Here is a 24,643-nt window from a genome sequence, read left to right as displayed (position 1 = left end):
CACCGGTCCGCTCCGTGGGTGGTGCCGACGCACGTGCTCCGTCGCAAGCCCTGCCTCCTGATCCGCGCATCCCCCCGGGACGCAGCCCGCCCGGGCGTGGTCACGGCCGGGCACCGTGGTGATCGGTGCGTCGGTCGTCCGCTCCGGTCGTCGGGCCGACCTCGGCGTAGGGACCTGTCTACCGCAGCCGACGGCGTCCTGTCAGGCCCCCGCCCCGATCGGGGGTCGGGACTGCGGTGTCCGGTCAGAACCGCGCGGCGAACCCGAGGTCGTCGGCGAGCCGGGCGACCACCTGGTCGAAGTACGCGGCGCCGTCGGACACGGAGCCGACGAAGTGGCCGAAGAGCTCGAACGAGATCGACCCGAACACCGTCGACCACGCCATCAGCGTGCGCACCAGCACCTCGTCCGGCAGCTCGACGTCGGTGGCCCGCAGGGACGCGACGGCGTCCGCGACGGCGGGGCCGGCCACCCCGGGGGCCGCCGTCGGGGCGGTGGGCGACCCGGGCCTCCTGTCCGTCCCGTCCCCCGTCTCCGGTGCCGCCGCGCCGGACGCCACCGCGTCCGCGACGACGCGCACCAGCACGAAGGTGGTGCGCGAGGCGGGCTCGATCGTCTCGCGCGGCGCCACGTAGCCGGGCACGGGCGAGCCGTACAGCAGGGCGAAGTCGCCCGGGTGCGTCACCGACCACTGCCGGATCGCTCGGCAGGCGGCGACCCACCGGGCCCCCGGGTCGGGTCCGGCGGCGCGGTCGGCGTCCTCGACCGCTGCGCCGAGTTCGTCGTAGTCGGCGACGAGGAGCGCGGTGAGCAGGTCGTCGCGGCTCGGGAAGTACCGGTAGACGGCGGAGGAGACCATCCCGACGTCACGGGCCACGGCGCGCAGGCTGAGCTGGCTCGGCCCCTCGTCCGTCAGGCGCGCTCGGGCGGCGGCGAGGATCGACGCCGTCACCGTCTCGCGGGCGAGGGCTCGTGCAGTCGGGGGCATGCTCCGAGGATGCCACGCGAGAGCACTGCACACAAACGAGAGCGCTGCTCTTGCAATCAGCGCGCCGCTCGTGCATGCTCGTGCCGAGAGCACCGCTCTCGCAGAGCTGGATCCGAAGGAGACCCCATGTCGCAGCACCACCTCGTCATCGGCGCCGGGCCCGTGGGCCGCCACGTCGCCGCCCTGCTCGCCGACCGCGGCGAGCACGTCACGATCGGCACCCGGTCGGGCCGCGACACCGGGTTGCCGGGCGTCCGGCACGTCGCGCTCGACGCCTCCGACGCCGACGCCCTCACCCGTGCCGCCACGGACACGGCCGTGCTGTACAACTGCGCCAACCCGGGCGACTACACGCAGTGGGAGCGGACCTGGCCGCCGCTCGCTGCCGCGCTGCTGACGGCCGCCGAACGCACCGGCGCCGTGTACGCCATCACCGGCAACCTGTACCCGTACGGCCCCGTCGACGGGCCGATGCACGCCGGTCTGCCGGATGCCGCGACCGACCACAAGGGCGTCCTGCGCGCACGGCTCTGGGCGGACGCGCTCGCCGCCCACCGCGCCGGCCGGCTCCGGGCCGTCGAGGTGCGCGGCTCGGACTACGTCGGCCCCGGCACCGGCGAGAACGGCCACGTCACCCGGGTCCTGCCCGCCGCCCTGCGGGGGAAGGCCGTGACGATGATCGGCCGGACCGACCTGCCGCACAGCTTCACCGACGTGCTCGACGTCGCCAGGACGATCGTCGCGGCGGCGGCCGACGCGACCGCGCACGGCCGCACCTGGATCGTGCCGAGCAACCCGCCGCGGTCGCAGCGGCAGGCGCTCACCGAGGTGCTCGCCGCGGCGGGACGCCCGCCCGTGCCGGTGCGCCGGTTGCCGGTCCCGGCCGTGCGTGCCGTCGGGCTGGTGTCCCCGATGATGCGCGAGGTCGCCGAGATGGGGTACCAGTGGACCGCGCCCTACGTCGTCGACGACGACGAGACCCGGTGCCACTTCGGGATCGAGCCCACCCCGTGGGACGAGGTGTGCCGCCGGACGGCCGACGGGGTCGACGCCTGACGGCGCGACACCTGACGGCGCAGCGACGCGGCGACGCGCCGGCGCCGCGGGCGGCGCACCGACGCCGGACAGCGGGACGGGGTGGGACGCGCCGTTGCGTCCCACCCCGTCCGGTCCTGGTCGCGGCTTCAGCTCACCGAGAGCCGCGAGTACTGCGCCGCGGACAGCTGCCGCGCCGCCCCGCCCTCGGCCGGCACCCGCCAGAGGCCCGGCGTCGGGCCGCTGTCGACGTCGACGAACACGTCGCCGTGCGCGTCGGCCGCCCCGGTGTTCGGTCCGCGCGACCCCGCGGTCAGCCCCGACACCGGCGTCGTGGACGTCCCGCCGGGACCGACGACGAGCTTCTCCGGCACCGAGCGGTCGACGTTGCAGCCGGTGTGGCTGATCGGGTACTCGGCCGGCGCGGCACACCACCCGGCCGACTGCAGCAGCGAGAACCCGTCGGCGTTCGCGGCGGCGTACTCGAACGCGAGCCGCGGCTCGATCCCGGTCAGGGCCGACTCCCCGGGCCGCAGTTCGTACCAGACCCACGATCCCGCGGCACCCGGCGAGCGGATGTCGACGAAGACGTCGCCGTGGTCGTCGGCGAGCACCGCGGCGGGGTAGCCGACACCGTTGCTGCCCGGCATCGTGACCGACCGCGCGGCGACCCCCGTGCCCTTGACGTACGGGGACGTCGTCGACCCGCCGAGCACGACGACCCGGCCGCCCGGCGTCACCGTCCAGAACCGCTGGTCGGGACCGACCGCCGGTCCGCCGAGGTCCAGGACGGTCCGTGCCGCCCTGGCGCCCACCGGGAGCTGCTCGATCGCGCCGGACACCGCGTCGGCCCAGTACAGGTTGCCGGTCCCGTCCGAGCGCAGGTCGGCGGTGAGGTGCAGGCCGCTCGCACGGGTCCGCGCCGCTCCCCCGCCCGCCGGGTGCTCGACGATCGTGGTCAGGTCGGCCGACGGGGTGTACACGGAGCCGGCCGGGTCGGCGGCGTAGCCCGTGCCGTCGGCGGTGACGGTCGTCGGCGTGCCCGCACCGGACGTCGGGAACCGCACGACGGCGCCCGAGGCGTCGAGTGCGTACAACGACTGCGCCACGGGCTGCGCGTCGGGCGCCGTCCAGCGCACGGACACGACACGACCGGCGCCGCGGTGTCCGAGGGCACGGACCGACAGCCGGTAGGTCCGCTGCGCGCGGAGACCGTCGAACCGATCGGAGCGTGCCCGGGCCGGCAGCCGGTCGGTCTGCGTGCCGCCATGGTGGGCACTGTGGGCACTGTGGGCGCGGTGGGCACTGTGCGCCCGGTGCACCGGTGCCAGCACGACCTTCCAGCCGGTGACACGTGCGCCGGACCGCGGACCGTGCCAGGACACGACCGCGTGGTCGGCGGTCCCGGTCACCCGCACGGACGTCGGCGCGCCCGGCACCGAGGACGGCGGGGATGCCGTCGCCGGCGCCGCACCTCCGATGACGAGCGCCGCCGCTGTCGCGGCGATGAGCAGTGCTCGGTACATGACGGTTCCCCTGACTCCTCCGCGGCTCCCTGCGTCACGGCTGCGGGCATCACAGCACCGCGCCGGTGCGATGGGAACGCCTGCGCGGCCGATCTGCGGTTCCCCGCAAGCGCGCGCGGCGTCCGGAAGGTCCCATCACCCCTGCGATGGGAAGCAGTTCCGCGCGTGGGAGGTCGGAACTTCCGCCACACCACGCGCGATTCCGCGCACCACGCGCGGATCCGCGCACCACGCGCGGTTCCGCGCACCACGCGCGGTTCCGCGCACCACGCGCGGATCCGCGCACCACGCGCGCGGGGGCGCAGACGGACGGGAGGCCCGGTGCCAGCCGGCACCGGGCCTCCCGTCCGTCAGGGGGTCGCGTCAGGAGCGCGGGCGGCGCGCCGGACGGTCGTCGCGGTCACCGTCGCGGTCGTAGCGGCGACCGCCACCGCGACGGTCGGGCTTGATCTCGATGAGCTTGCCGCTGATCCGGGTGTCGGTCAGACGGTCGAGCACGCCGTTGTCCATGTCGGCGGGCAGCTCGACGATGGAGAAGTCCGGCTGGATGCGGATCGCGCCGAAGTCGTCGCGGCGCAGCCCGCCCTCGTTCGCCAGGGCGCCCACGATCTGGCGCGGCTCGACGCGGTGCCGGCGACCGACCTCGATGCGGTAGGCGGTCATCGGCTGCGACCGACGGGGGCCGCGGTCGCGGTCGCCGCCACGATCGCTGCGCGGGCCGCGGTCGTCGCGTCCGCCGCGGTCCTCGCGCTCGCCACGGCGGGCGTCGCGGTCCATCTGGCTGCGGAGCGCGTCGTCCGAGGCGGTCAGGAGCAACGGGTCGTCGCCCTGCGCCACGACCGCCAGGGCCGCGGCGACGTCGTCCGCGGGGACGTCGTGGTTCCGGACGTAGTGCGCGATGACGTCGCGGAACGCGGTGATGCGGTCCTGCTGCTCGAGCGCGGCGGTGATGGCGTCGTCGAAGCGCGTCAGACGCGTCTCGTTGACGTCGTCGATGGTCGGCAGCTGCATCTGCGTGAGCGGCTGCTTCGTGTGGCGCTCGATCGCCGACAGCAGACGACGCTCGCGCGGGGTGACGAAGCTGATCGAGTCGCCCGAGCGGCCGGCACGACCGGTGCGGCCGATGCGGTGCACGTAGGACTCGATGTCGACGGGGATGTCGTAGTTCACGACGTGCGTGATGCGGTCGACGTCGAGGCCGCGGGCGGCGACGTCGGTGGCGACCAGGATGTCGAGCTTGCCGGACTTCAGCTGGTTGACCGTGCGCTCGCGCTGGGCCTGGGCGACGTCACCGCTGATCGCGGCGGCCGCGTAGCCACGGGCACGGAGCTTCTCGGCCAGGGTCTCGGTCTCGCTCTTCGTGCGGACGAAGATGATCATGCCCTCGAAGTCCTCGACCTCGAGGATGCGGGTGAGCGCGTCGACCTTCTGCGGGTACGAGACCATCAGGTAGCGCTGCGTGATGTTCGCGGCGGTCTTCGTCTTGGTCTTGACGGTGATCTCGGCCGGGTCGGTCAGGTACTGCTGCGAGATGCGGCGGATCTGCGCGGGCATCGTCGCCGAGAACAGGGCGACCTGCTTGTCGTCCGGGGTGTCCGCCAGGATCGTCTCGACGTCCTCGGCGAAGCCCATCTTGAGCATCTCGTCGGCCTCGTCGAGCACCAGGTACTTCAGCTCGGACAGGTCGAGCGTGCCCTTCGCCAGGTGGTCCATGATGCGACCAGGGGTGCCGACGACGACGTCGACGCCGCGGCGCAGCGCGGAGAGCTGCACGCCGTAGGCCTGACCGCCGTACACCGGCAGGACGTGCACGTTCTTCATGTGCGACGCGAACTGCTCGAACGCCTCGCACACCTGCAGCGCGAGCTCGCGGGTCGGGGACAGCACGAGCGCCTGCGGCTTCTTGCTGCCGGACTCCATGCGGGACAGGATCGGCAGCGCGAAGGCCGCGGTCTTGCCGGTACCGGTCTGCGCCAGGCCGACGACGTCGCGGCCGTCGAGCAGGGTGGGGATCGTGGCCTCCTGGATGGCGGAGGGGGTCTCGTAGCCGATGTCCTTGACGGCCTTGAGCACAGCATCGCTCAGGCCGAGGTCGGCGAAGGTCACCACTGGCCCGTCGTCGAGGGTCTCAGTGGTGGTGGCGGTGTCCGTGCTCATGCTGAAACGGTATCTCGAATACGCCTGCAACAGTGACGGACGGGCACCTCCTGTGCACCCACGGACACCCGCCTTTAGTTGCATTGCGGAACTAGTGGATGTATCGTTGCGCGGTCTGCAAAGTTTCACAGTCCGAAAAAGGAGTTCGATGACCGCCACCGCACCCGTCCCGGTGCAGCCCGGTCGGAGCTCGTCCGAGGCCGCTCCGGCCTCCGGCGGCCCCGGCCAGCAGCCGCTGATGACCCACCGCCAGATCCTCCTCGTGATCTACGGGCTGATGGCGGGCATGTTCCTGTCCTCGCTCGGACAGACGGTGTTCGGCACGGCGATCCGCACCATCGGTGACGACCTGCACGGCCTCGACCAGCAGGCGTGGGTGACGACGGCGTACCTCATCACCTCGACGATCGCGACGCCGATCTACGGCAAGCTCTCCGACATCTTCGGCCGCCGCCCGCTCTACATCTTCGGCATCGTCGTGTTCATCGTCGGCGCCGTGCTGTCCTCGATGGCGACCTCGATGCTCATGCTCGCGGCCTTCCGCGCCGTGCAGGGCATCGGCGCCGGCGCGCTCATGTCGCTCCCGCTCGCGATCATGGGCGACATCCTCGCCCCGCGCGAACGCGCCAAGTACCAGGGGTACTTCCTCGCGGTCTTCGGCATCTCGTCGGTCATCGGCCCGCTCATCGGCGGCCTGCTCGCCGGCTCGTCCGAGATCCTCTGGATCACCGGCTGGCGCTGGGTCCTGCTGATCAACGTCCCGATCGGCATCGCGGCGCTCGTCATGGTCATCGTCTTCCTGCACCTGCCGAAGGTGCACGACAAGACCGACAAGCCGAAGGTCGACTGGTGGGGCGCGACCGCCGTCATCGTCACCCTCGTGCCGCTGCTGCTCGTGGCCGAACAGGGCCGTACCTGGGGCTGGGGTTCCCCCGCCGCGCTCGCCTGCTACGTCATCGGCGTCGTCGGGCTCGTCGGCCTGCTGCTCATCGAGTCGAAGATGGGCGACGCGGCGATCATCCCGCTCAAGCTCTTCCGCTCCGGCACGTTCTCGATGGCGACCGTCATCGGGTTCCTCGTCGGCTTCGCGATGTTCGGCGCGATGCTCACCATCCCGCTCTACCTGCAGATCGTCGTCGGCCTGACCCCGACCGAGTCGGGCTTCGCGACCCTGCCCCTGGTCGGCGGCCTCATGATCGCGTCGATCACCAGCGGTCAGATCGTGGCCCGCGTCGGCCGCTACCGGATCTTCCCGGTCATCGGCACGGCACTCGTGTCCGCCGGTTACGTCGTGCTGACGTTCATGTCCATCGACAAGCCGCTCTGGTTCCTCATGATCGGCATGTTCCTCATCGGCCTCGGGCTCGGCTCCGTCATGCAGTCGCTGACGCTCGCCTCGCAGGGGTCCGTCGAGGCCCGGGACATGGGCGTCGCGACGTCGTCGGCCACGTTCTTCCGTCAGATCGGCGGGACGCTCGGCACCGCCGTCCTGCTCTCCATCCTGTTCTCGGTCATGCCGGCGAACATCCTGCACGCCACGTCGAACCAGAAGGACCTGAACGCCGCCCTCGACGCGGCGACGAACCCGACGGTCGCCACCGCCCCGCGGAACCAGGGTGCGATGGAGAAGATCTGGACGCCGATCGTCGCCCCGCTCGAGCAGGGCATCCAGCGCCAGCTCGACCAGGCCTCGGCGCAGGCGATCACCGCCGCCCGCCCCTCGACTCCCGAGTCCGTGGTCCTGCAGGCCGTCGCCGAGCGGGCACACGCCTCGGTGCAGGACGGCAAGGTCGTCGTCGACTGGTCGGACGCCGCCCAGCGCACGTACTGGGTCGACCAGGTCACGCCCGACCTGGCGAAGCAGATCGACGCCGGTGACAGCAGCAGCTCGAGCAGCACGAGCACGAACGACACGTCGTTCCTGACCGGTGCCGACAGCGCCCTGACCCGCCCGTTCATGGCCGGGTTCAACGCCTCGTCGGTGACGATCTACTGGGTCGGCCTCGGCGTGATCCTGCTCGCGTTCGTGCTCACCTGGTTCTTCCGGGTGCCGCCGCTGCGCCAGCGCTCCGCGCTCCAGGAGCGTGCCGACATGTCCGCCGAGGCACAGCTCGAGTCCGACGCCGGGCTCGCCGCGGCCGAGGCCGGCAGCTTCACCGGTCCGATGACCGGCTCCACGCCGACGCAGCGCCGGTGACCGACCGGGCCGCCCGTGCCGTGCCGACCTTCCGGCACGGGCGGCCCACCACCCGGCGGCCCACAACCCCTCGACCCCCAGGAGTGCCCGTGCCCACCACCGCAGCACCGCCGGACGCCACCGCCCCGTGCACCCTGCGGGAGCGCAAGAAGCAGCAGACGCGTCAGGCGCTCCACGACGCGGCCCTCACGCTCGTGTCGGCGCACGGTCTCGACGGCGTCACGATCGAACAGATCTGCGCGGACGCCGACGTCTCCCCGCGCACCTTCTTCAACTACTTCACGTCGAAGGCGCACGCAGCGCTCGGCCTCGACTCGGTCGAGGTCCCGGAACACAGCGCCGCCTGGTTCGAGCAGGCCGAGGGCGCACTCGTCGACGACCTGTGCGTGCTCATCGCCGCCACCGTGCCGCTGTCACAGGACCGCCGCCGCATGAAGGAACTGCTCGTGCTGCGTCCGGAGATGTCCTCGACGGTCATGCAGTGGATGGCCGAGTCGCGGCAGTCCCTGCTCAGCGTCGTGGGCACGCGGACCGACGAGCAGACCGCCCGGACCGCCGTGACGCTCGTCATGTCGGCCCTGAGCGAAGCAGCGCACCGGGACACGGTGCGGAGCAACGACGAGCTCGCCGATCGCTTGCGTGCCGTGGTGCGCGAGATGGTGGCGCTCGCGTCCTGACGGCGACGCAGGCGCGGGACACCCATGCCGAGCCTCACGCTGAGCGGGCGAATGCCTCCAAGGACTCGGCGGCAGTCCGGGCCCGCGCGATGTCCGCGTCGCTCACCGACCTGGCGTTGTACTCCGCCTTGTTCTTGACCGCGAGCAGGACCTCGAGGTGCTTCGCGACGGACTGGCCAGCCGCAGCACGGAGCACCGGCACCGCTTCGTCGTGCGCACCCGACCGCGAGTAGCGGCCCGTCCGTGCGACACAGATCGCGTCCGCCGCTGCGATCCCGCTCAGGACGCACTGTGCGACGAAGGCGTTGGCGAAGTGTGACTCCGCGGTGATGACACCCGCTGCTCCCCCGAGTTCGCGCAGCGCATCGGCGGCATCGAGGAACTCCGACGCCTTGGCGAGGTGCCCACGACGGAACGACTCATCGCCGATCGCAGTGGTGCCGGTCCGCGGTGTCATCCAGCCAGCGTACGGAGTCGCCGGACCAGCCAACGACCATCACCTGCAAGGGGAATGCCCTCGCGCGCAACGGAACCCAAGAGGGCGTCCGCCGCGCTGACGTCGTCCTCATCGAAGACGACGGGCCGGACCTCGTTGCCGCTCCACCGAGCAGCGCGCTCGGTCAAGGCGTGGATGCCGGTCTCGGCCTCGGACCGCCGGCCGCGCAGGACGACGAAGCAGAGGTCGACGTCGCTCTGCGGTCGCATCTCCCCGCGGGCAGCCGAGCCGAAGACGGCGGCGTAGCGGAGTGGGATGGGCTCGCAACCGTCGCGGAGCCGGTCGAGGAAAGCCGTCCGGAGGTTCGCGATCGCGACGACCGCATCAGCGGCGAGGTGTTCGCGGTTCAGACTGAAGGACTTCGTCCGTCCGGTCCGGTGCCCGTCGACGACACCTTGCTCGACCAACCGATCCGCACTGTTCCGGACCCCGGCGTACGACCGGTCCGGCACCAGGCTGCAGATGTCCGCGATCGTCATCGGTCCTGGCGCTCGTGCCAACACGGCGAGCACATCGCCGTCCACGGAGGTCGTCACCGTCGCGAAGGGGGTTTGCAACTGCATCGGTACCTCCGATCAGATACGAGTAGAAATATACCACTTCTGGTAGATTTCTACTCGTATCTGAGCATCTTCCTCAGATGACCGACCACCCGCCGTCGCTCGGCAGCACGACGCCGTTCACGTTGGCCGAGTCGTCGCTGAGCAGCCAGGTGATGGCCGCGGCGAGCTGTTCCGGCTGCGCGATCGGCGGGATCACCGCCTGCATCAGCGGACCGACCCGGCTGGCCGCGTACTCGCTGCGCATCGGCGCCTCGATGTTCGTCGCGACCGACCCCGGCGCGACGGCGTTGGCCCGGATGCCCTGCGGTCCGTGGAAGAACGCGACGCTCTTGGTCAAGCCGGCGATCGCGTGCTTCGAGGCCGTGTACGCGGCACCGGAGGCCGACGCGCGGAGCGCCGCCTCGGATGCGACGTTCACGACGGCTCCGCGACCGGCGGCGATCATGAGCGGCAGGACGGCGCGGGTGAGGCGCATCGGTCCGGTGACGTTGACGCTGAAGACGCGGTCCCAGGTGGCGTCGTCGACCTCGCTCGGCGGCAGGAAGGCGTCCATGATGCCGGCGACGTTCGCCAGCCCGTCGATCCGCTCGCCCGCGGCCGCGATGAGCGCGTCGATCGTCTCGGTCGCTGCGACGTCCCCGACGACGGTCTCGACGTCGAAACCGTCGAGTTCGGAGCGGAGGGCGTCGAGCCGCTCGGCGACGACGTCGGTCGCGATCACGCGCCCGCCCTCGTTCGCGATGCGCGTCGCCGTGGCGCGTCCGATGCCGGAGCCCGCTCCGGTGACGATGATGGTCGTGCCGGCGAACCGTCCGGCGGTGGTCTCGGTCATGTCGTCTCCTCACTGAGAGGCGCTCGGTGCGCCACCACCGTTGTAGCACTCAGTGCCGAAAGGACTCCATGAGCTCGACGAGCGACCGCCCGACGGGCCGCCCCCGCACGATCGACCCGGACGCCGTCTCCCTCGTGGCGCTGCGCCTGTTCGACGAGCAGGGTTTCGACGCCGTGTCGATGGACGACGTCGCGGCTGCCGCCGGCGTGAGCCGCCGGTCGCTGTTCCGGCTGTTCCCGAACAAGGCAGCGCTCGTCTGGGGCGGGCTCGAGGAGTTCACGACCCGGTTCGGTGACGCGCTCCGGCAACGGCCGGCGTCGGAGTCCTCACCGGACGCCCTGCGTGCCGCGTACCGGATCGGCGCGACCTTCCCCGACGACGCCGTCGAGGTCACCCGACACCGCCTCCGCGTCATCCGCGCGAACCCGTCGCTCGAGCGCGTCGGTGACGCTGCGGTCACGAGCCTGACCGACGAGATCATCCGGTTCGTGGCCGAGCGCGACGGCGCGTCGGCCGACGACCTCGGCGTCGCGGTGCGCGCGCACGCCCTGGCGGCCGCCGCGAGCGCGGCGCTCACCTGGTGGGCGCTGAACGGCGACGGCCGTCCGGAGGACGTCGTGGACCGCGCGCTCGCCCTGCTCGACTGAGACGCGCTCCGGACACGACCGCCCGCTGGACGGGAGGCCCGTGGCGGGCGCGCCACGGGCCTCCCGTCCGACGCTCGGCCGGGCTCAGCTCATCGCGCGCTTCCCGCGGACGTCGCGCGACAGCGCGTCGATGCGCGCCACCTCCTCCGCGGTCAGTCGGATGTCGGCGGCCGCGACGTTCTCGGCGACGCGCCCCGGGTTCCGCGACCCGGGGATCGGCACCACGTCGTCGCGCTCCGCCAGGACCCAGGCGAGGGCGAGCTGCGACAGGGACACGCCCTTCGCGTCGGCGATGGCAGTGAGCCCGTCGACGACACCGACGTTGGCGTCGAAGTGCTCCGGCGCCCACCACTCGAGCTGGTGCCGGAGGTCGTCGGCCGCGTAGGCGCTGCGTGGCTGCACCGCACCGCTGAGGAACCCCCGCGCCAACGGCGAGTAGGCGACCAGACCGATGCCGAGCTCGTCCACGAGCGGGAAGAGCGCCTCGGACTCCCGCGAGAACACCGAGTACTCGGTTTGCAGCACGGAGATCGGGTGGACGAGGTGCGCACGGCGGATCTGCTCGGCATCGGTGTTCGAAAGGCCGAGGTACCGCACCTTGCCGGCCTGGACGAACTCCTGCATGACGCCGACGACGTCCTCGATCGGGACGGCCGGGTCGTGGATGTGCTGGTACAGCACGTCGATCCACTCGGTGCCGAGGTTGCGCAGGCTCGCGTCCACCACGGCGCGCACGTGCTCCGGACGCGAGTCCGGAGCGTAGGCCTCGGGGGTGAAGCCGAACTTCGTGGCGATGGTCACCTGGTCGCGGATCGGGGCCAGCGCGCTGCCGAGCAACCGCTCGCCGGTCCCCCACCCGTAGAGCTCGGCGGTGTCGAAGTGGGTGACGCCGAGGTCGTGCGCCTGGCGGATGGCCGCGACGGACTCCTGATCGTCGCCTGGTCCGTACGCGAACGTGGTACCCATGGCGCCGTAGCCGATCGCGCTGACGGTCAGGCCCTGTCGGCCGAGGGTGCGCTGCTGCATGGTCGGTTCCTCCGGTGGTCGTGGTGACTGCTGACACGTTGTGCCCGCATTGTCAGACTCTGACACACTCGACGGAGATTGCCAAGCGGGTAGGATCACAGCATGAGCGACGGACCATCCGGCCTGCGTGGCATCACCCGCGACGCCGTCCGTGCCCGCATCGCGGCCGTGGCCGTGGAGCGCTTCGACACCGACGGCTTCGAGAACGTCACGGTGGAACAGGTCGCGGCCGAGGTCGGCATCTCCGCCCGGAGCTTCCACCGCTACTTCCCGGCGAAGGAGGACGCGGTCATCGGCGACCCGGCGCGGCACCGCCAGGCGCTGGCCGACGCCTTCCGCGCCCGCCCCGACGACGAACCGGTGTGGAGCGCCCTGCGCGAGGCCTTCGCCGAGATGCTCGCCCGCGGCGGTGAGGACGACCCGGAGACCGGCCGCCGCTCCGTCCGCGTGATGACACGCACCGCCTCGCTCCGCGCCCGGAACCTCGAGAAGCACCAGACCTGGGCCGATGCCCTCACCCCGCTGGTCACCGACCGCCTCGGCGGGACGGACAGGGACCTCCGTGCCCGGACCCTCGTGCAGGCGGCGCTCGGCTGCTTCGACGTCGCGGTGACCACCTGGGCGACGGACGAGGGTGCCGGAGCCGATGCCCCGGCGATCCTGCGGCGGGCCTTCGACGTGCTCGGACCGACCCGCTGACGACGAGGGCACGGCCGGCGGCCTGCGGCGGTACCGTCACGCCATGGACGCCATCGCACCGACGCCGTACCTCCGCTTCGCCGGCACGGCCCGGCAGGCCCTCGAGCACTGGCAGGGCGTGTTCGGCGGCGAGGTCCGGATCGCCACCTTCGCCGACCTCGCCCGCGCCGACGGTCCCGCCGACGCGGTGGCACACGGGCAGTTGACCGGCGCGGTCGACCTGTTCGCCACCGACACGAGCGGGCACGAGGAACCGTTCGCGGCGTCCGGTCTGCTCTTCGCGCTGCTCGGGACGGCCACGCCCGACGTCCTGCGCCGGTGGTTCGACGGGCTCGCCACGGGCGGCACCGTCCTCGACGCCCTGCAGGAACGCCCGTGGGGCGACTGGGACGGCACCGTGCGGGACGCGTTCGGCGTCACGTGGCTGATCGGCTTCGAGGCGTCCGCCCTGCGCTGATCCGGTCCGGCACGTCGTCGACGGTCACCACTGGGATGATGGCGGCATGACCGACCGCCCCACCGTCCTGTTCGTGTGCGTCCACAACGCCGGCCGCTCGCAGATGGCCGCCGGCTGGCTGCGGCACCTCGCCGGTGACCGCGTCCGCGTGTTCTCGGCCGGCAGCGAACCGGCCGACCGGGTGAACGCCGTGGCCGTCCGGGCCATGGCCGAGGCCGGCATCGACATCGCCGGTGCGCAGCCCGCCGTGCTCGCGACCGACACCGTGCGCGAGTCGGACGTCGTCGTCACGATGGGGTGCGGGGACGCCTGCCCGGTCTTCCCCGGCAAGCGGTACGAGGACTGGGAACTCGAGGACCCGGCCGGGCAGCCGATCGAGCGCGTCCGCCCGATCCGCGACGACATCCGCGCCCGCGTGGAAGCGCTGGTCGCGTCGCTGTAGCGGCGCCCTACTGCTGGTCGGCGGGCAGCAGCGGCGCCCAGAAGACGCCGAGTCCCTCGGTCTGCACCGTGTCGCGCTCGAACCGGAAGCCGTACTCGCGGACGAAGTCGAGCGCGGCGGTCTGCTCGTCCTCGGCGTCGTCGTGGTCGGCGTCGAAGAGGTACACGCCGTGGCCCATCGCCACACCGGAGTCGCTGATGAGCGAGAGGTCCCAGCGGCCCTCCTCTGCGCGCTCGATCCGGACGACGGCGGCCTGGGCAGCGGTGAAGTCAGCCATGCCGCGAGCATACGGACGGCCGACCGGTGGCGTTCAGGCTCGGTGCCGGCCAGTACGCTGAGCATCGCCACAGGGGCGGATCGATCGGAGTGCGTCACCATGTCAGTCGGATTGCTCGCCGTGGTGGACGACATCCTGTCCGCGGCCCTGAAGGCCAGCGCGAAGACCGCCGGGGTCGTCATCGACGACGCCGCCGTCACGCCGCAGTACGTGCAGGGCCTCGCCCCCGCGCGGGAGCTGCCCGTCGTCGGGCGGATCGCGCTCGGCAGCCTGTTCAACAAGTTCGTCATCATCATCCCGCTCGCGCTGCTGCTCACGGCGTTCGCACCGTGGGTGCTGCCGTGGCTCCTGCTGCTCGGGGGCACGTACCTGTGCTTCGAGGGCGCGGAGAAGGTCACCGAGTGGTTCGGCGTCCACCACGAGGGCGGCGCTTCCGAGGCGGTGTCCGAGGGCAAGCTCGTGTTCGGCGCGATCCGCACCGACCTGATCCTCAGCACCGAGATCATGCTCATCGCCCTCGACGGCCTCGACCCGGACCTCGGGCTCTGGCCGACGCTCGGTGCACTCGTCGTGATCGGTCTCGTCATGACGGCCGTCGTCTACGGCGCGGTCGCCCTGCTCGTGAAGGTCGACGACGTCGGCCTGCAGATGATGAAGCAGCCCGCCCGCGGGACCCGGCGGACCGGTGCCCGGATCGTGCGGGCGATGCCGACCGTCTTCCGGGTGATCAGCGTGATCGGCACCGTCGCGATGCTCTGGGTCGGCGGGCACCTGGTCATCGCGAACCTCGCCGAGACCTTCTGGCACGGTCCGTACGACGTGCTGCACGCCGTCACGCACGCGATCGAGGCCGCCGGCCCCGTCGTGGTCTGGATCGTCGACACCGCGGTGTCCGCGGTCGCCGGTGTCGTCCTCGGCATGGTCGTCGTGGCGATCGTCCTGGGCATCGGCCGCCTGCGCCACAAGCACTGAAACAGCACGGATCGTGCCTCGTCGCGGGGCGCCGGACGACCGGCGCCCCGCCGTGCGCTCAGTACTCGATGCGCCCCCGCCGGTCGTGGAACTCACCGGTCGGCCCGTCGGCGCCGAGGAGTGCGAGCGCGACGGTCGCGTCCGTCCCCTCGGTGACGGTCTGGTGGCCGCCGTGCCCGTTGAAGTCGGTGGCCGTGTACCCGGGGTCGCTCACGTTGATCCGGAAGTCCGGCAGGTTCTTCGCGTACTGCACGGTGAGCGCGATGAGGGCGGCCTTCGAGGCGGCGTAGGGCACCGCCGGCACCGGGTACTCGTCGCGGCCCTCGGTCGTCAGCCAGCGCGGCCAGCCGACCCCCGACGCGACGTTCACGATGACGGGCTGCTCGGAGCGTCGGAGCAGCGGCAGCGCGGCCTGCGTCACCCGGACCACGCCGACGACGTTGACGTCGAACACGTCCTGCAGGCGCTCGGGCGTCAGGTCGTCGACACCGAACGACGCACCGAGCACCCCGGCGTTGTTCACGAGCACGTCGAGCGCGGGCAGCGAGGCGATCGCGGCGTCGACGCTCGCCTGGTCGGTGACGTCGAGCTGCACGGCCGTGGCCCCGAGCTCCCGGGCGGCGTCACCGCTGTCGAGGTCGCGCATGCCGGCGTAGACGGTGTGGCCGGCCTCGACGAGTCGTCGGGCGGTCTCGAGTCCGAGGCTCTTGTTCGCCCCGGTGATGAGTGTGGTGGTCATGGGTCCATCGTGCGCCTGCTGCTGACGGACTCCCAGGTCCCGCACGACGGTGGGACTGCCGGTACCACCGAGCGCAGCCGTCCCGCGGGCAGGATGGACGCATGAGCGAGTTCGCGAACGTGCTGCGGGCCTGGCGCGACCGCGTCACCCCCGCCGAGGTGGGGCTGCCGTCCGGAGCCGGCCGCCGCACGTCCGGTCTGCGCCGCGAGGAGCTCGCCGCCCTCGCCGGGGTCAGCGTCGACTACGTCGTCCGTCTCGAGCAGGGCCGGGCCTCGAACCCCTCCCCGCAGATGCTGCGTGCGCTGTCCGTCGCGCTCCGCCTGACCGACGACGAGCGCGACCACCTGTACCGGGTCGCCGGCGCGGCTCCCCCGTCCGCCGGCACCGTGCCCCGGCACATCGGTCCCGGCGTGCAGCGCATCGTCGACCGGCTCGGCGACGTCCCGCTCGCGGTCTTCTCCGCCAGCCACGACATCCTGCTGTGGAACCCGCTGTGGGCCGCGATCGGCGGCGACCCCGCGGAGCACACCGGCCTCGACCGCAACCTGGTGTGGCGGCACTTCACCGCGGGCCACGCGGGTGTCGAGTTCGACGCCCAGCACGAGGAGGACTTCGCCAGCGACCTCGCCGCCGACCTCCGGACCGCCGTGGGCCGCTACCCGCGCGACGCTGCGCTCGCCCACCTGGTGCAGCGGCTCCGCGCCAGCGCGCCGGAGTTCGAGCGGCGCTGGGCCGAGGCGAAGGTCGCCGAGCACCGGTCGAGTCGCAAGACCCTCACGGACACGCCGGTCGGACCGATCACGGTCGACTGCGACGTGCTCACCGCCCCCGGGAGCGACCTGCGGATCGTGGTCTACACGGCCGTGCCGGGGTCGGAGGACGAGCAGCGGCTCGACCTGCTGCGCGTCACCGGCACCCAGCGACTGTCCGCGACACCGGCCTGACCACGTCGTACGCTGGCGCCATGTCCACGGTGCGACAGGTCCAGGTCACGTTCGACTGCGCGGAACCCGAGCGCCTCGCCCGCTTCTGGTGCGAGGTCCTGGGCTACGTCGTGCCGCCGCCCCCACCGGGCTCCGACTCGTGGCAGGCGTTCGACGACCAGCTGCCGCCGGAGCAGCGCGGTCGAGCGTTCGCCTGCGTCGACCCGCAGGGCGTCGGACCGCGCCTCTTCTTCCAGCGCGTCCCCGAGGGCAAGGTGGTGAAGAACCGGGTGCACCTCGACGTGCGGGTGGGGCCCGGCCTGGTCGGTGCCGAGCGCCTCGCGGCGCTCGACGCGGAGCGCGACCGCCTCGTCGCGCTCGGCGCGACGCAGGTGCGCCGCATGCTCGCCGACGGCGTCGACGAGTCCTGCATCGTCATGCAGGACGTCGAGGGCAACGAGTTCTGCCTCGACTGACGGACGGGAGGCCCGTGGCGGGGTCGCCACGGGCCTCCCGTCCGGTCCTCGGTGCGTCCACCGCGTGTGGTGTGGTGGCGACGTCGGCGACCGGAGCCGTCAGGCGACGGGTCCGTACAGGGGGTCCTCCGCCTCGTCGAGCTCGAGTTCGGCGGTCTGCTGGATGAGTGCCAGCAGGTCGGCGTCGAGACCCGGCGAGAACTCCTCGAGCCGCTCGGGCGCGATGAACGAGGGCGAACCGGTGGGGGCCTGCTCGGTGGCCGACAGGTCGGTGCCGTCCTTCGACGGCGACGCCCCGCGGAAGATCTTGCCGGCCTCGGACGCGCCGTCGAGGTCGAAGCTGTACTGCTTGCTCTGCAGTCCGAGGTCGACGAGCTGCTTGACCTCCGGGAACTGCTCGGCGTTCGTCTTCGGGATCGGCAGCAGTGTCTTCCAGTCCACCCCGAGGGTCTCGAGCGCCTTCGCGTAGGCGTTCTCGTGCGCCTGGTCGCGGACGATGAGGTACGCGATGGTGCCGCGGGCGGTCGGGTTGTCCGTCATCTCGTAGATCCGGCACTTCTGCAGCCGACCGGTGGACTCGAGCATCAGGTTGTAGAGCAGGTCGAGCGGCAGGTTGCCGGAGTTGTAGACGTAGCTGCCGCTCCAGGGGTTGCCAGCCGAGTCGACGGGCAGGGCGCCCTGCGCTCCGACCAGGTAGTGGTGGATGTTGCTCGTGTCGAGCGCGATGGAGAGCGGCGTCGCGCCCTTCGCCCCGGGGGTGTCGAGCGGGTCGGTGAGCTTGCCCGAGTACTCGGGCGACCCGTCGAGCAGACGGGAGATCGTGGTGCCGATGAGCTCGACGTGGCTGATCTCCTCGGTCCCGACTCCCTGGATGAGGTCGCGGTACGGCTTCGCGGCCGGACCGCGGAAGTTCATCGCCTGGAAGAGGTACTGCATCATCGTGCGCATCTCGCCGAACTGGCCGCCGAGTCCCTCCTGCAGGGCGTTCGCCGCTGCGGGGTCGGGCTCGCCGTCGGCGATCTCGTTGATCCAGGTCTGTGCGTGGAAGTACATGGAGCCTCCTTGCTGTCGACGGCGGATCCGCCGTGGGCCTCACGGTCCTCGGCCGCCCCTGGCAACGGGCACTGCCACTTCGCTCAGTGGACGTGACGGCGCCGTCGAGCGAGAAGGTCACGGACAGGTAACGACGTGGAATCAACCCAATCGACTTCGCGGGTGGTGCCGAATCACCTGCAACGACCGGGAAACACCCGGAGCGCTCACCAGCCGCACCACGCTGGTTCTCCACCCTGCACCAGGGTGTGTTCGGCGCGCACACAGCAGCCGCGCCGAGCGCGACACCAAGCAAAGGATCCACATCATGCGCAAGAGCCTCAAGACCAGCATCACCCTCGCCACGACCGGCGCTCTCGTCCTCGGTGGCGCAGCGTTCGGGATCTCCTCCGCCCAGGCCGCGACCCCGAACGTGCAGACGGTGTCGTCGTCGTCGGAGTCGAAGGTCCCCGCACCGGTCGCGTCGGTGCCCGAGGTCCTCGGTGGTTCCACCGCGGTGAAGCTCGACTCCGGCTTCACCGACGCCCTCACCGCCCTCAAGCTCACCCCCGGCGTCTCCGGCGATGCGACCCTCGCCGACGGGTCGGTGTCGTTCCCGATCACGGCCGGTTCGGTCACGTACTGGTCGCCGGACGGCAACTACCGCCCCTACGTGCAGGGCCTGCTCAACCACGACGACTCCGGCCTGACCCTCAAGGCCGGCGACACCACCGTCACGCTGGAGAACTTCGTCGTGAACCCGGGCTCGTCCAAGCTCTACGGTGACGTGCTGGTCAACGGCAAGGTCGCCGCGTCGAACGCGTACCTGTTCGAGCTCTGGGGTGGTTCGCTCAAGCCCCTCCAGCTCGAGGGCGACAACGCCATCCTCACCGGGACCACCGTCCACATCAGCGAGGACGCTGCCGGCCTGCTGAACAAGACCTTCGGTACCGACGCCGTCAAGCGCGGCCTCCTGGTCGGCACCGCCACCATCACCGCCCAGATCAAGTAACACCCCCGCACCACCGCACCACGCACGAAGGGCCGCCCCGGGCAACCAGGGCGGCCCTTCCGCACGCGCCGGGGGCTGTTCGGGCTGGTGCTGTTCCGCGCGTGGGTGGTTGTTTCGTGCATGGTGTGACGTTCCGCGCGTAGGAAGCCCGACGTTCCGGCCACCAACGCGCGGACCACCTTCCCATCCCACGGGCGATGGGACGGAAACATCCGCCCGAACCCTGCGCACTCCGGGACCAGCAGCACGCAGTGACGGTCCTGGTACCCGACACCCGGCCCCCACGAACCAGGACCGTCAACGACCAGATCGTGTCACCACACCCCGGCTCCGACGACGGTTCCCGCTCCAGCGTGCTGCACGACCGAGCAGCAGCGGCGGGCACATCTGCATCAACGGTTGCCGGTCCTGGTTCCCGAAACCCGCTCGTCGCGAACCAGGACCGTCAGCACCGTGGGCCCGCCGGTCCTCCTGAGCCCCGCCCGAGTCCGCGCCCGTCGTCCCACCCCCACGACGCACCGCCTCCCGCGACACCGCCAGGCATCCCGCGCGTGGTGAGACGTTCCGCGCATGGGAAGCCGATCGTTCCGACCCCCTACGCGTGAAACTCCTTCCCATCCCACGTGCGATGAGAGAAAACGCGCACGCGCAGGCGCACCCGCACGCCACGCCACGCTGCCCCCATCACGCACCACGCACCACGCACCAGTGACCGCACCCGCGACCGCGACCGCCCAGCGGCCGCGCCTACGATCGAGCAGATGCTCACTCCCCGCTCGACCGCGCCCCACGACGCCCCCGGACCGGACGACTTCATCCGCGTCCGCGGAGCCCGCGAGAACAACCTGCGGGACGTCGACGTGGACATCCCTCGCGATCGCATCGTCGCGTTCACCGGGGTGTCGGGGTCGGGGAAGTCGTCGCTCGCCTTCGGGACAGTGTTCGCCGAGGCGCAGCGTCGCTTCCTGGAGTCCGTCGCGCCCTACGCCCGCCGGCTCATCGCGCAGGGGTCGACCCCGCACGTCGACTCGATCACGGGGCTGCCGCCGGCGGTCGCGCTGCAGCAGCGACGGGGTGCTCCGAGCTCCCGTTCCACCGTCGGCACCCTGACGACGCTGTCGAACTCGATGCGCATGCTGTTCTCGCGTGCGGGGACGTACCCGACGGGGGCCGAGCGGCTCGAGTCGGACTCGTTCTCGCCGAACACGGTCGCCGGCGCCTGCCCGCGGTGCCACGGGCTCGGCGTCGCGCACGAGGTGACCGAGGCCTCGGCCGTGCACGACCCCTCGCTGAGCATCCGCGACGGCGCGATCACCGCGTGGCCGGGCGCCTGGCAGGGCAAGAACCTGCGGGACGTCACCGCCGTGCTCGGGTACGACATCGACCGACCGTGGCGGGACCTGCCGCGGGAGGACCGCGACTGGCTGCTCTTCACCGAGGAGCAGCCCGTCGTGCAGGTGCACCCGAAACGGGACCGGGTCGCCAAGCCGTACAAGGGGCGGTTCTGGAGCGCGCGGCAATTCGTGATGCACACGCTCGCCGACTCGCAGAGCGAGACCCAGCGCACGAAGGTGCTGCAGTTCGTCGAGTCCGGGCCGTGCGGTCTCTGCGGCGGCACCGGTCTGACCCGGGCGGCGCTGGCCGTCACCGTCGGCGGGCACTCGATCGCCGAGCTCAACGCGATGCCGTTCACCGGGCTCACCGAGGTCCTGCGGCCGATCGCTTCCATCACCGACGCCGCCGCGGCGACGAGCCGTGCGTCGTCGGGTGAGCACACCGAGGTCGCCGTGGCGATCTCGCGGGACCTCGTGGCACGGGTCGAGGTCCTCGTCGGGCTGGGGCTCGGGTACCTGGCGCTCGACCGTGCGACGCCCACGCTGTCCCCGGGTGAGACGCAGCGGCTGCGCATCGCCACGCAGCTGCGCTCCGGCCTGTTCGGGGTCGTGTACGTGCTCGACGAGCCGAGTGCCGGGCTGCACCCCGCCGACGCCGAGTCCCTCGTCGAGGTGCTCGACGACCTGCGGGCCGGCGGCAACAGCGTCTTCGTCGTCGAGCACGACATGAGCATCGTGCGTCGGGCCGACTGGATCGTGGACGTCGGTCCCGGTGCGGGGTCCGGCGGCGGCACCGTGCTGTACAGCGGGCCGGTGGCCGGGCTCGCCGACGTCGAGGCCTCGCGCACCCGCCGGTACCTGGAGCCCCGCGTCCGCGACGACGAACGGGTCGCGCGGACCCCGATCGACACGCTCGAACTGCGCGACGTGACGCTGCACAACCTGGACGGCCTCGACGTGGACCTGCCCCTCGGGGTGCTCACCGCCGTCACCGGGGTGAGCGGCTCGGGCAAGTCCTCGCTCGTCGGCGGGGTCCTGCCCGCGGTCGCGACCGACCACCCGCTGGTCGACCGCGTCGTCCAGGTGGACCAGAAGCCGATCGGTCGCACGCCGCGGTCGAACCTCGCGACGTACACGGGCCTGTTCGACACGGTCCGGGCGGCGTTCGCCGCCACCGACGAGGCGACGGCCCGCGGCTGGACCGCCGGACGGTTCTCGTTCAACGTCGCCGGCGGCCGGTGCGAGGTCTGCCAGGGCGAGGGGTCAGTGTCCGTCGAGCTGCTCTTCCTGCCGGGCAGCTGGGCCCCGTGCCCGGAGTGCCACGGTTCCCGGTACACGGCGGAGACGCTCGAGGTGCGGTGGAACGGTGCGTCGATCGCGGACGTCCTCGGGATGACCGTGGACGAGGCCGCGCCGTTCCTGGCGTCGCTGCCCGCCGCGGCGCGGGGACTCGAGACGATGCGCGAGGTCGGGCTCGGCTACCTGCGGCTCGGGCAGCCGGCACCGGAGCTGTCCGGCGGCGAGGCGCAGCGCATCAAGCTCGCCACGGAGCTGCAGCGAGCCCGCACCGGGCACACGCTCTACCTGCTCGACGAGCCGACCACCGGCCTGCACCCGGCGGACGTCGAGCTGCTGACCGCGCAGCTCGCGCGGCTCACCGACGCGGGCAACACCGTGGTGGTCGTCGAGCACGCGATGGACGTCGTGGCGGGTGCCGACCACGTCGTCGACATGGGGCCGGGCGGTGGCGAAGCGGGGGGCCGAGTGGTCGCCGCCGGCACTCCCGACGAGGTCGCCGGGTCCGCCGACAGCCGGACCGCTCCGTACCTGCGGGCCCAGCTGGGCCGCTGACACCGCGGCCGCGGCAGCGGCAGCGGCAGCGACCGCGGCCCCGCGGTCAGATCTCGACGTCGCTGCCCATCGTCACCGTGCGTTGGGCGGGCAGGGCGAACCGTGCCGCCGGGTCGGCCGCGTTGTGGGCGAGCCCGACGAACAGCTTCTTCCGCCACGACACCATGCCCCGGTTGCCCGGCATCGGCCGGAGCGCACCGCGCGAGATGAAGTACGACGCGCGCTGCATCTCGTCGGGGTCGATCTGCAGGACGTCGGCCAGGCAGGCGGCGTGCAGGGCCCTCGGCAGGTCCTGGTCGTCGGAGAACCCGAACTTCACGGTGATGTGGTCGATGCCGTCGTCGGCGTAGCCGAGGTCGTCGCGGAAGAACGCCTTCGCGTGCGGCACGTGCGGCACGTTCGCGGTGAGGACGGACACGATGATCACGGTGCGGTGCACCACCCGGTTGTGCTCCACGTTCGCGCGGAGGGCCAGCGGGGTGGTCTCCTTGTTCGGGTGCGGGAAGACCGCGACCCCGGGCACCCGCGGGATGTGCTTCTCGTTCACCCGGTCGATGAAGTCGGCGAGGGACCCCTCGCGTTCCTTCCGTTCCTCTTGCACGAGTGCACGACCGCGGCGCCAGGTGGTCATCACCGTGACCACAGCGAGCGCGATGAGGAGCGGGACCCAGCCGCCGTGCACGATCTTCGACAGGTTGCCGGCCAGGAACGTCAGCTCGAGACCGCCGAAGGCCACCGCGGCGACGACGAGCTTCCAGGGCTTCCACCGCCACAGCGGTCGCACGACCAGGAGCAGCAGCAGGGTGTCCACGACGAGCGCGCCGGTGACCGACACCCCGTAGGCGGTTGCGAGGTTCGCCGAGGACCGGAACGCGAGCATGATCGCCAGCACGCCGATGAACAGCAGCAGGTTCACCGCCGGCAGGTAGATCTGGCCGCTCTCCTGCCGTGAGGTCTGCCGGATCGTGAGCGGCGGCAGCAGGCCGAGCTGGATCGCCTGTCGGGTGAGCGAGAACGCCCCGGAGATGACGGCCTGGCTGGCGATCACCGTCGCGAGCGTGGCCAGCACGACGACCGGTATCCGCAGCGCATCCGGGAACAGCAGGAAGAACGGGTCCTTCGCAGCCGTCGGGACGCTCAGCACGAGCGACGCCTGCCCGAGGTAGTTGAGCACGAGCGCGGGGAACACGACGAAGAACCAGGCGCGCAGGATCGGCGCGCGGCCGAAGTGCCCCATGTCGGCGTACAGGGCCTCGGCGCCGGTGATCACCAGGACGACCGCGCCCATCGCCACGAACGTGGTGTAGGGGTGGGCGAAGGTGAAGGCGATCGCCCACGTCGGCGACAACCCCTGCAGCACGCCGGGGTGCGCCAGGATGTGCGGCACGCCCGCGACGGCGATGACCACGAACCAGAGCAGCATCACCGGGCCGAACAGGTTGCCGACCTTGCCGGTGCCGAACCGCTGGACCGCGAACAGCGCGATGAGGATGACGGCGGCGATCGGTACGACCAGGTGCTCGACCGAGGGCGCTGCGGTGCCGAGCCCCTCGACCGCGGACAGCACCGACACGGCGGGCGTGATCACGGAGTCGCCGTAGAAGAGCGAGACGCCGACGATCCCGATCACCAGGAAGATCGTCGCGCCGCCGCGCCGCTTGGCGTAGAGCCGTCGGGCCAGCGCGGCGAGCGCCATCACCCCGCCCTCGCCGTCGTTGTCGGCGCGCATGAGCACCAGCACGTACTTGATCGAGACGATGATCGTGACGCTCCAGAACATCATCGAGATGACGCCGTAGACGTCCTCCTGGTTCGCGCGGACCAGGCCGTCGTCGATGGTGAACACCGTGCGCAGCGCGTACAGCGGACTCGTGCCGATGTCGCCGAAGACCACGCCGAGCGCGGCGAGCGCCAGGACGGCGACGCCCTTGCGCGGACCGTGCCCACCGTCCTCGGTGGTCTCGGTCGTCGGTGTTCCAGAGCGGGTCTCGGTCACGCTCGCCACTTCCGTCTCCGGCCGTCCGGGAGACGGCCGTCGCTCATCATGGCACCGTTCGCGGGGACCGCGTGCAGGTGGCGCACAAGCATGCGCAGGGCGGCTCCCGACGCACGCACCGGTCGGACGGGAGGCCCGTGGCGGGGCCGACCCGCGCCTCCCGTCCGACGGTGGTCGCGGCAGCCCAACCGGACGGGAGGCCCGTGGCGGGGGGGGGGGGGGGGCCCGCGCCCCCGTCCGACCGCGGTCGCGGCAGCCCGCCGGACGTGAGCCCCGAGGCGGGGGCGAC

23 protein-coding genes are annotated in these 24,643 nt (G+C 71.9%); 12 read left to right on the top strand and 11 right to left on the bottom strand.

Annotation, left to right across the window (positions count from 1 at the left end):
* Positions 1 to 244: 244 nt before the first annotated feature.
* Positions 245 to 988 (bottom strand): TetR/AcrR family transcriptional regulator, encoded by a 744-nt coding sequence (locus DEI99_RS03700; RefSeq protein WP_111042391.1) that lies wholly within the window; start codon positions 986 to 988, stop codon positions 245 to 247.
* Between the two features lie 126 nt (positions 989 to 1,114).
* Here DEI99_RS03700 and DEI99_RS03695 point away from each other — a divergent pair, with 126 nt between their 5' ends.
* On the top strand, positions 1,115 to 2,044 hold the full coding sequence (locus DEI99_RS03695) for an NAD-dependent epimerase/dehydratase family protein (RefSeq protein ID WP_111042389.1): 930 nt from the start codon (positions 1,115 to 1,117) through the stop codon (positions 2,042 to 2,044).
* A gap of 128 nt (positions 2,045 to 2,172) precedes the next feature.
* Here DEI99_RS03695 and DEI99_RS03690 read toward each other — a convergent pair whose 3' ends face one another.
* On the bottom strand, positions 2,173 to 3,549 hold the full coding sequence (locus DEI99_RS03690) for a fibronectin type III domain-containing protein (RefSeq protein ID WP_111042387.1): 1,377 nt from the start codon (positions 3,547 to 3,549) through the stop codon (positions 2,173 to 2,175).
* Between the two features lie 363 nt (positions 3,550 to 3,912).
* Positions 3,913 to 5,706, bottom strand: a complete 1,794-nt coding sequence (locus DEI99_RS03685; RefSeq protein WP_111042386.1) for a DEAD/DEAH box helicase — start codon at positions 5,704 to 5,706, stop codon at positions 3,913 to 3,915.
* Between the two features lie 148 nt (positions 5,707 to 5,854).
* Between DEI99_RS03685 and DEI99_RS03680 the strand changes: the two genes are divergently transcribed.
* Both DEI99_RS03680 and DEI99_RS03675 read left to right on the top strand, forming a co-directional pair.
* Positions 5,855 to 7,903, top strand: coding sequence for an MDR family MFS transporter (locus tag DEI99_RS03680; protein ID WP_181434492.1), 2,049 nt, complete (start codon positions 5,855 to 5,857; stop codon positions 7,901 to 7,903).
* Between the two features lie 89 nt (positions 7,904 to 7,992).
* Entirely contained in the window at positions 7,993 to 8,580 is a 588-nt protein-coding gene (locus DEI99_RS03675) for a TetR/AcrR family transcriptional regulator (RefSeq protein WP_111042409.1), read from the top strand.
* A gap of 34 nt (positions 8,581 to 8,614) precedes the next feature.
* On the opposite strand, the gene DEI99_RS03670 is transcribed toward DEI99_RS03675, so the two are convergent.
* The 3 genes from DEI99_RS03670 to DEI99_RS03660 form a co-directional block, all read right to left on the bottom strand.
* Complete coding sequence (locus tag DEI99_RS03670) at positions 8,615 to 9,037, bottom strand: hypothetical protein (RefSeq protein WP_111042384.1); 423 nt, start codon at positions 9,035 to 9,037, stop codon at positions 8,615 to 8,617.
* Positions 9,034 to 9,639 carry a nucleotidyltransferase domain-containing protein gene (locus DEI99_RS03665; RefSeq protein WP_111042382.1) on the bottom strand — a complete coding sequence of 202 codons (606 nt, stop codon included), beginning with the start codon at positions 9,637 to 9,639 and terminating at the stop codon, positions 9,034 to 9,036. The genes DEI99_RS03670 and DEI99_RS03665 overlap by 4 nt, the downstream gene beginning before the upstream one ends.
* A 73-nt stretch (positions 9,640 to 9,712) precedes the next feature.
* Positions 9,713 to 10,471, bottom strand: coding sequence for an SDR family NAD(P)-dependent oxidoreductase (locus tag DEI99_RS03660; RefSeq protein WP_111042380.1), 759 nt, complete (start codon positions 10,469 to 10,471; stop codon positions 9,713 to 9,715).
* A gap of 68 nt (positions 10,472 to 10,539) precedes the next feature.
* On the opposite strand from DEI99_RS03660, the gene DEI99_RS03655 reads away from it, so the two are divergent.
* Entirely contained in the window at positions 10,540 to 11,118 is a 579-nt protein-coding gene (locus tag DEI99_RS03655; RefSeq protein WP_111042378.1) for a TetR family transcriptional regulator, read from the top strand.
* A gap of 84 nt (positions 11,119 to 11,202) precedes the next feature.
* Here DEI99_RS03655 and DEI99_RS03650 read toward each other — a convergent pair whose 3' ends face one another.
* Positions 11,203 to 12,144, bottom strand: coding sequence for an aldo/keto reductase (locus DEI99_RS03650; protein WP_111042377.1), 942 nt, complete (start codon positions 12,142 to 12,144; stop codon positions 11,203 to 11,205).
* 102 nt (positions 12,145 to 12,246) lie between these two features.
* On the opposite strand from DEI99_RS03650, the gene DEI99_RS03645 reads away from it, so the two are divergent.
* The 3 genes from DEI99_RS03645 to DEI99_RS03635 are packed head-to-tail and all read left to right on the top strand — an operon-like array spanning position 12,247 to position 13,742.
* Positions 12,247 to 12,843: a TetR/AcrR family transcriptional regulator gene (locus tag DEI99_RS03645; protein ID WP_111042375.1), complete on the top strand. Its 597-nt coding sequence runs from the start codon at positions 12,247 to 12,249 to the stop codon at positions 12,841 to 12,843.
* A gap of 43 nt (positions 12,844 to 12,886) precedes the next feature.
* The gene (locus DEI99_RS03640; protein WP_111042373.1) at positions 12,887 to 13,300 is read left to right on the top strand and encodes a VOC family protein; all 414 of its coding nucleotides are present in this window, start codon (positions 12,887 to 12,889) and stop codon (positions 13,298 to 13,300) included.
* 46 nt (positions 13,301 to 13,346) lie between these two features.
* On the top strand, positions 13,347 to 13,742 hold the full coding sequence (locus tag DEI99_RS03635) for an arsenate reductase ArsC (protein ID WP_111042371.1): 396 nt from the start codon (positions 13,347 to 13,349) through the stop codon (positions 13,740 to 13,742).
* Positions 13,743 to 13,749: 7 nt separating this feature from the next.
* Here DEI99_RS03635 and DEI99_RS03630 read toward each other — a convergent pair whose 3' ends face one another.
* Positions 13,750 to 14,019 (bottom strand): hypothetical protein, encoded by a 270-nt coding sequence (locus DEI99_RS03630; RefSeq protein WP_111042369.1) that lies wholly within the window; start codon positions 14,017 to 14,019, stop codon positions 13,750 to 13,752.
* A 99-nt stretch (positions 14,020 to 14,118) separates the two neighbouring features.
* Between DEI99_RS03630 and DEI99_RS03625 the strand changes: the two genes are divergently transcribed.
* Entirely contained in the window at positions 14,119 to 14,991 is an 873-nt protein-coding gene (locus DEI99_RS03625; protein ID WP_111042367.1) for a DUF808 family protein, read from the top strand.
* 58 nt (positions 14,992 to 15,049) lie between these two features.
* Here DEI99_RS03625 and DEI99_RS03620 read toward each other — a convergent pair whose 3' ends face one another.
* A complete protein-coding gene (locus tag DEI99_RS03620; RefSeq protein ID WP_111042365.1) occupies positions 15,050 to 15,730 on the bottom strand; it encodes an SDR family NAD(P)-dependent oxidoreductase in 681 nt (226 codons plus the stop codon).
* Between the two features lie 101 nt (positions 15,731 to 15,831).
* On the opposite strand from DEI99_RS03620, the gene DEI99_RS03615 reads away from it, so the two are divergent.
* Together DEI99_RS03615 and DEI99_RS03610 are read left to right on the top strand one after the other, a co-directional pair.
* Positions 15,832 to 16,674 carry a helix-turn-helix transcriptional regulator gene (locus DEI99_RS03615; RefSeq protein ID WP_111042363.1) on the top strand — a complete coding sequence of 281 codons (843 nt, stop codon included), beginning with the start codon at positions 15,832 to 15,834 and terminating at the stop codon, positions 16,672 to 16,674.
* Positions 16,675 to 16,694: 20 nt separating this feature from the next.
* A complete protein-coding gene (locus DEI99_RS03610; RefSeq protein ID WP_111042361.1) occupies positions 16,695 to 17,129 on the top strand; it encodes a VOC family protein in 435 nt (144 codons plus the stop codon).
* 99 nt (positions 17,130 to 17,228) lie between these two features.
* On the opposite strand, the gene DEI99_RS03605 is transcribed toward DEI99_RS03610, so the two are convergent.
* Positions 17,229 to 18,182 (bottom strand): manganese catalase family protein, encoded by a 954-nt coding sequence (locus DEI99_RS03605; RefSeq protein ID WP_071253428.1) that lies wholly within the window; start codon positions 18,180 to 18,182, stop codon positions 17,229 to 17,231.
* Between the two features lie 307 nt (positions 18,183 to 18,489).
* On the opposite strand from DEI99_RS03605, the gene DEI99_RS03600 reads away from it, so the two are divergent.
* Entirely contained in the window at positions 18,490 to 19,173 is a 684-nt protein-coding gene (locus DEI99_RS03600; protein WP_284180938.1) for a hypothetical protein, read from the top strand.
* A gap of 761 nt (positions 19,174 to 19,934) precedes the next feature.
* Complete coding sequence (locus DEI99_RS03595; protein ID WP_111041237.1) at positions 19,935 to 22,358, top strand: excinuclease ABC subunit UvrA; 2,424 nt, start codon at positions 19,935 to 19,937, stop codon at positions 22,356 to 22,358.
* A 46-nt stretch (positions 22,359 to 22,404) separates the two neighbouring features.
* Here the strand turns inward: DEI99_RS03595 and DEI99_RS03590 are convergent, their stop codons facing one another.
* Positions 22,405 to 24,354, bottom strand: a complete 1,950-nt coding sequence (locus DEI99_RS03590; RefSeq protein WP_111041244.1) for a potassium transporter Kup — start codon at positions 24,352 to 24,354, stop codon at positions 22,405 to 22,407.
* Positions 24,355 to 24,643: the final 289 nt, after the last annotated feature.

Source organism: Curtobacterium sp. MCLR17_036 (assembly GCF_003234445.2).
Taxonomy (GTDB): Bacteria; Actinomycetota; Actinomycetes; order Actinomycetales; family Microbacteriaceae; genus Curtobacterium.
The sequence above is the reverse complement of the archived record's forward strand: the minus strand, read 5'-3'. Positions and strand labels throughout refer to the sequence as shown.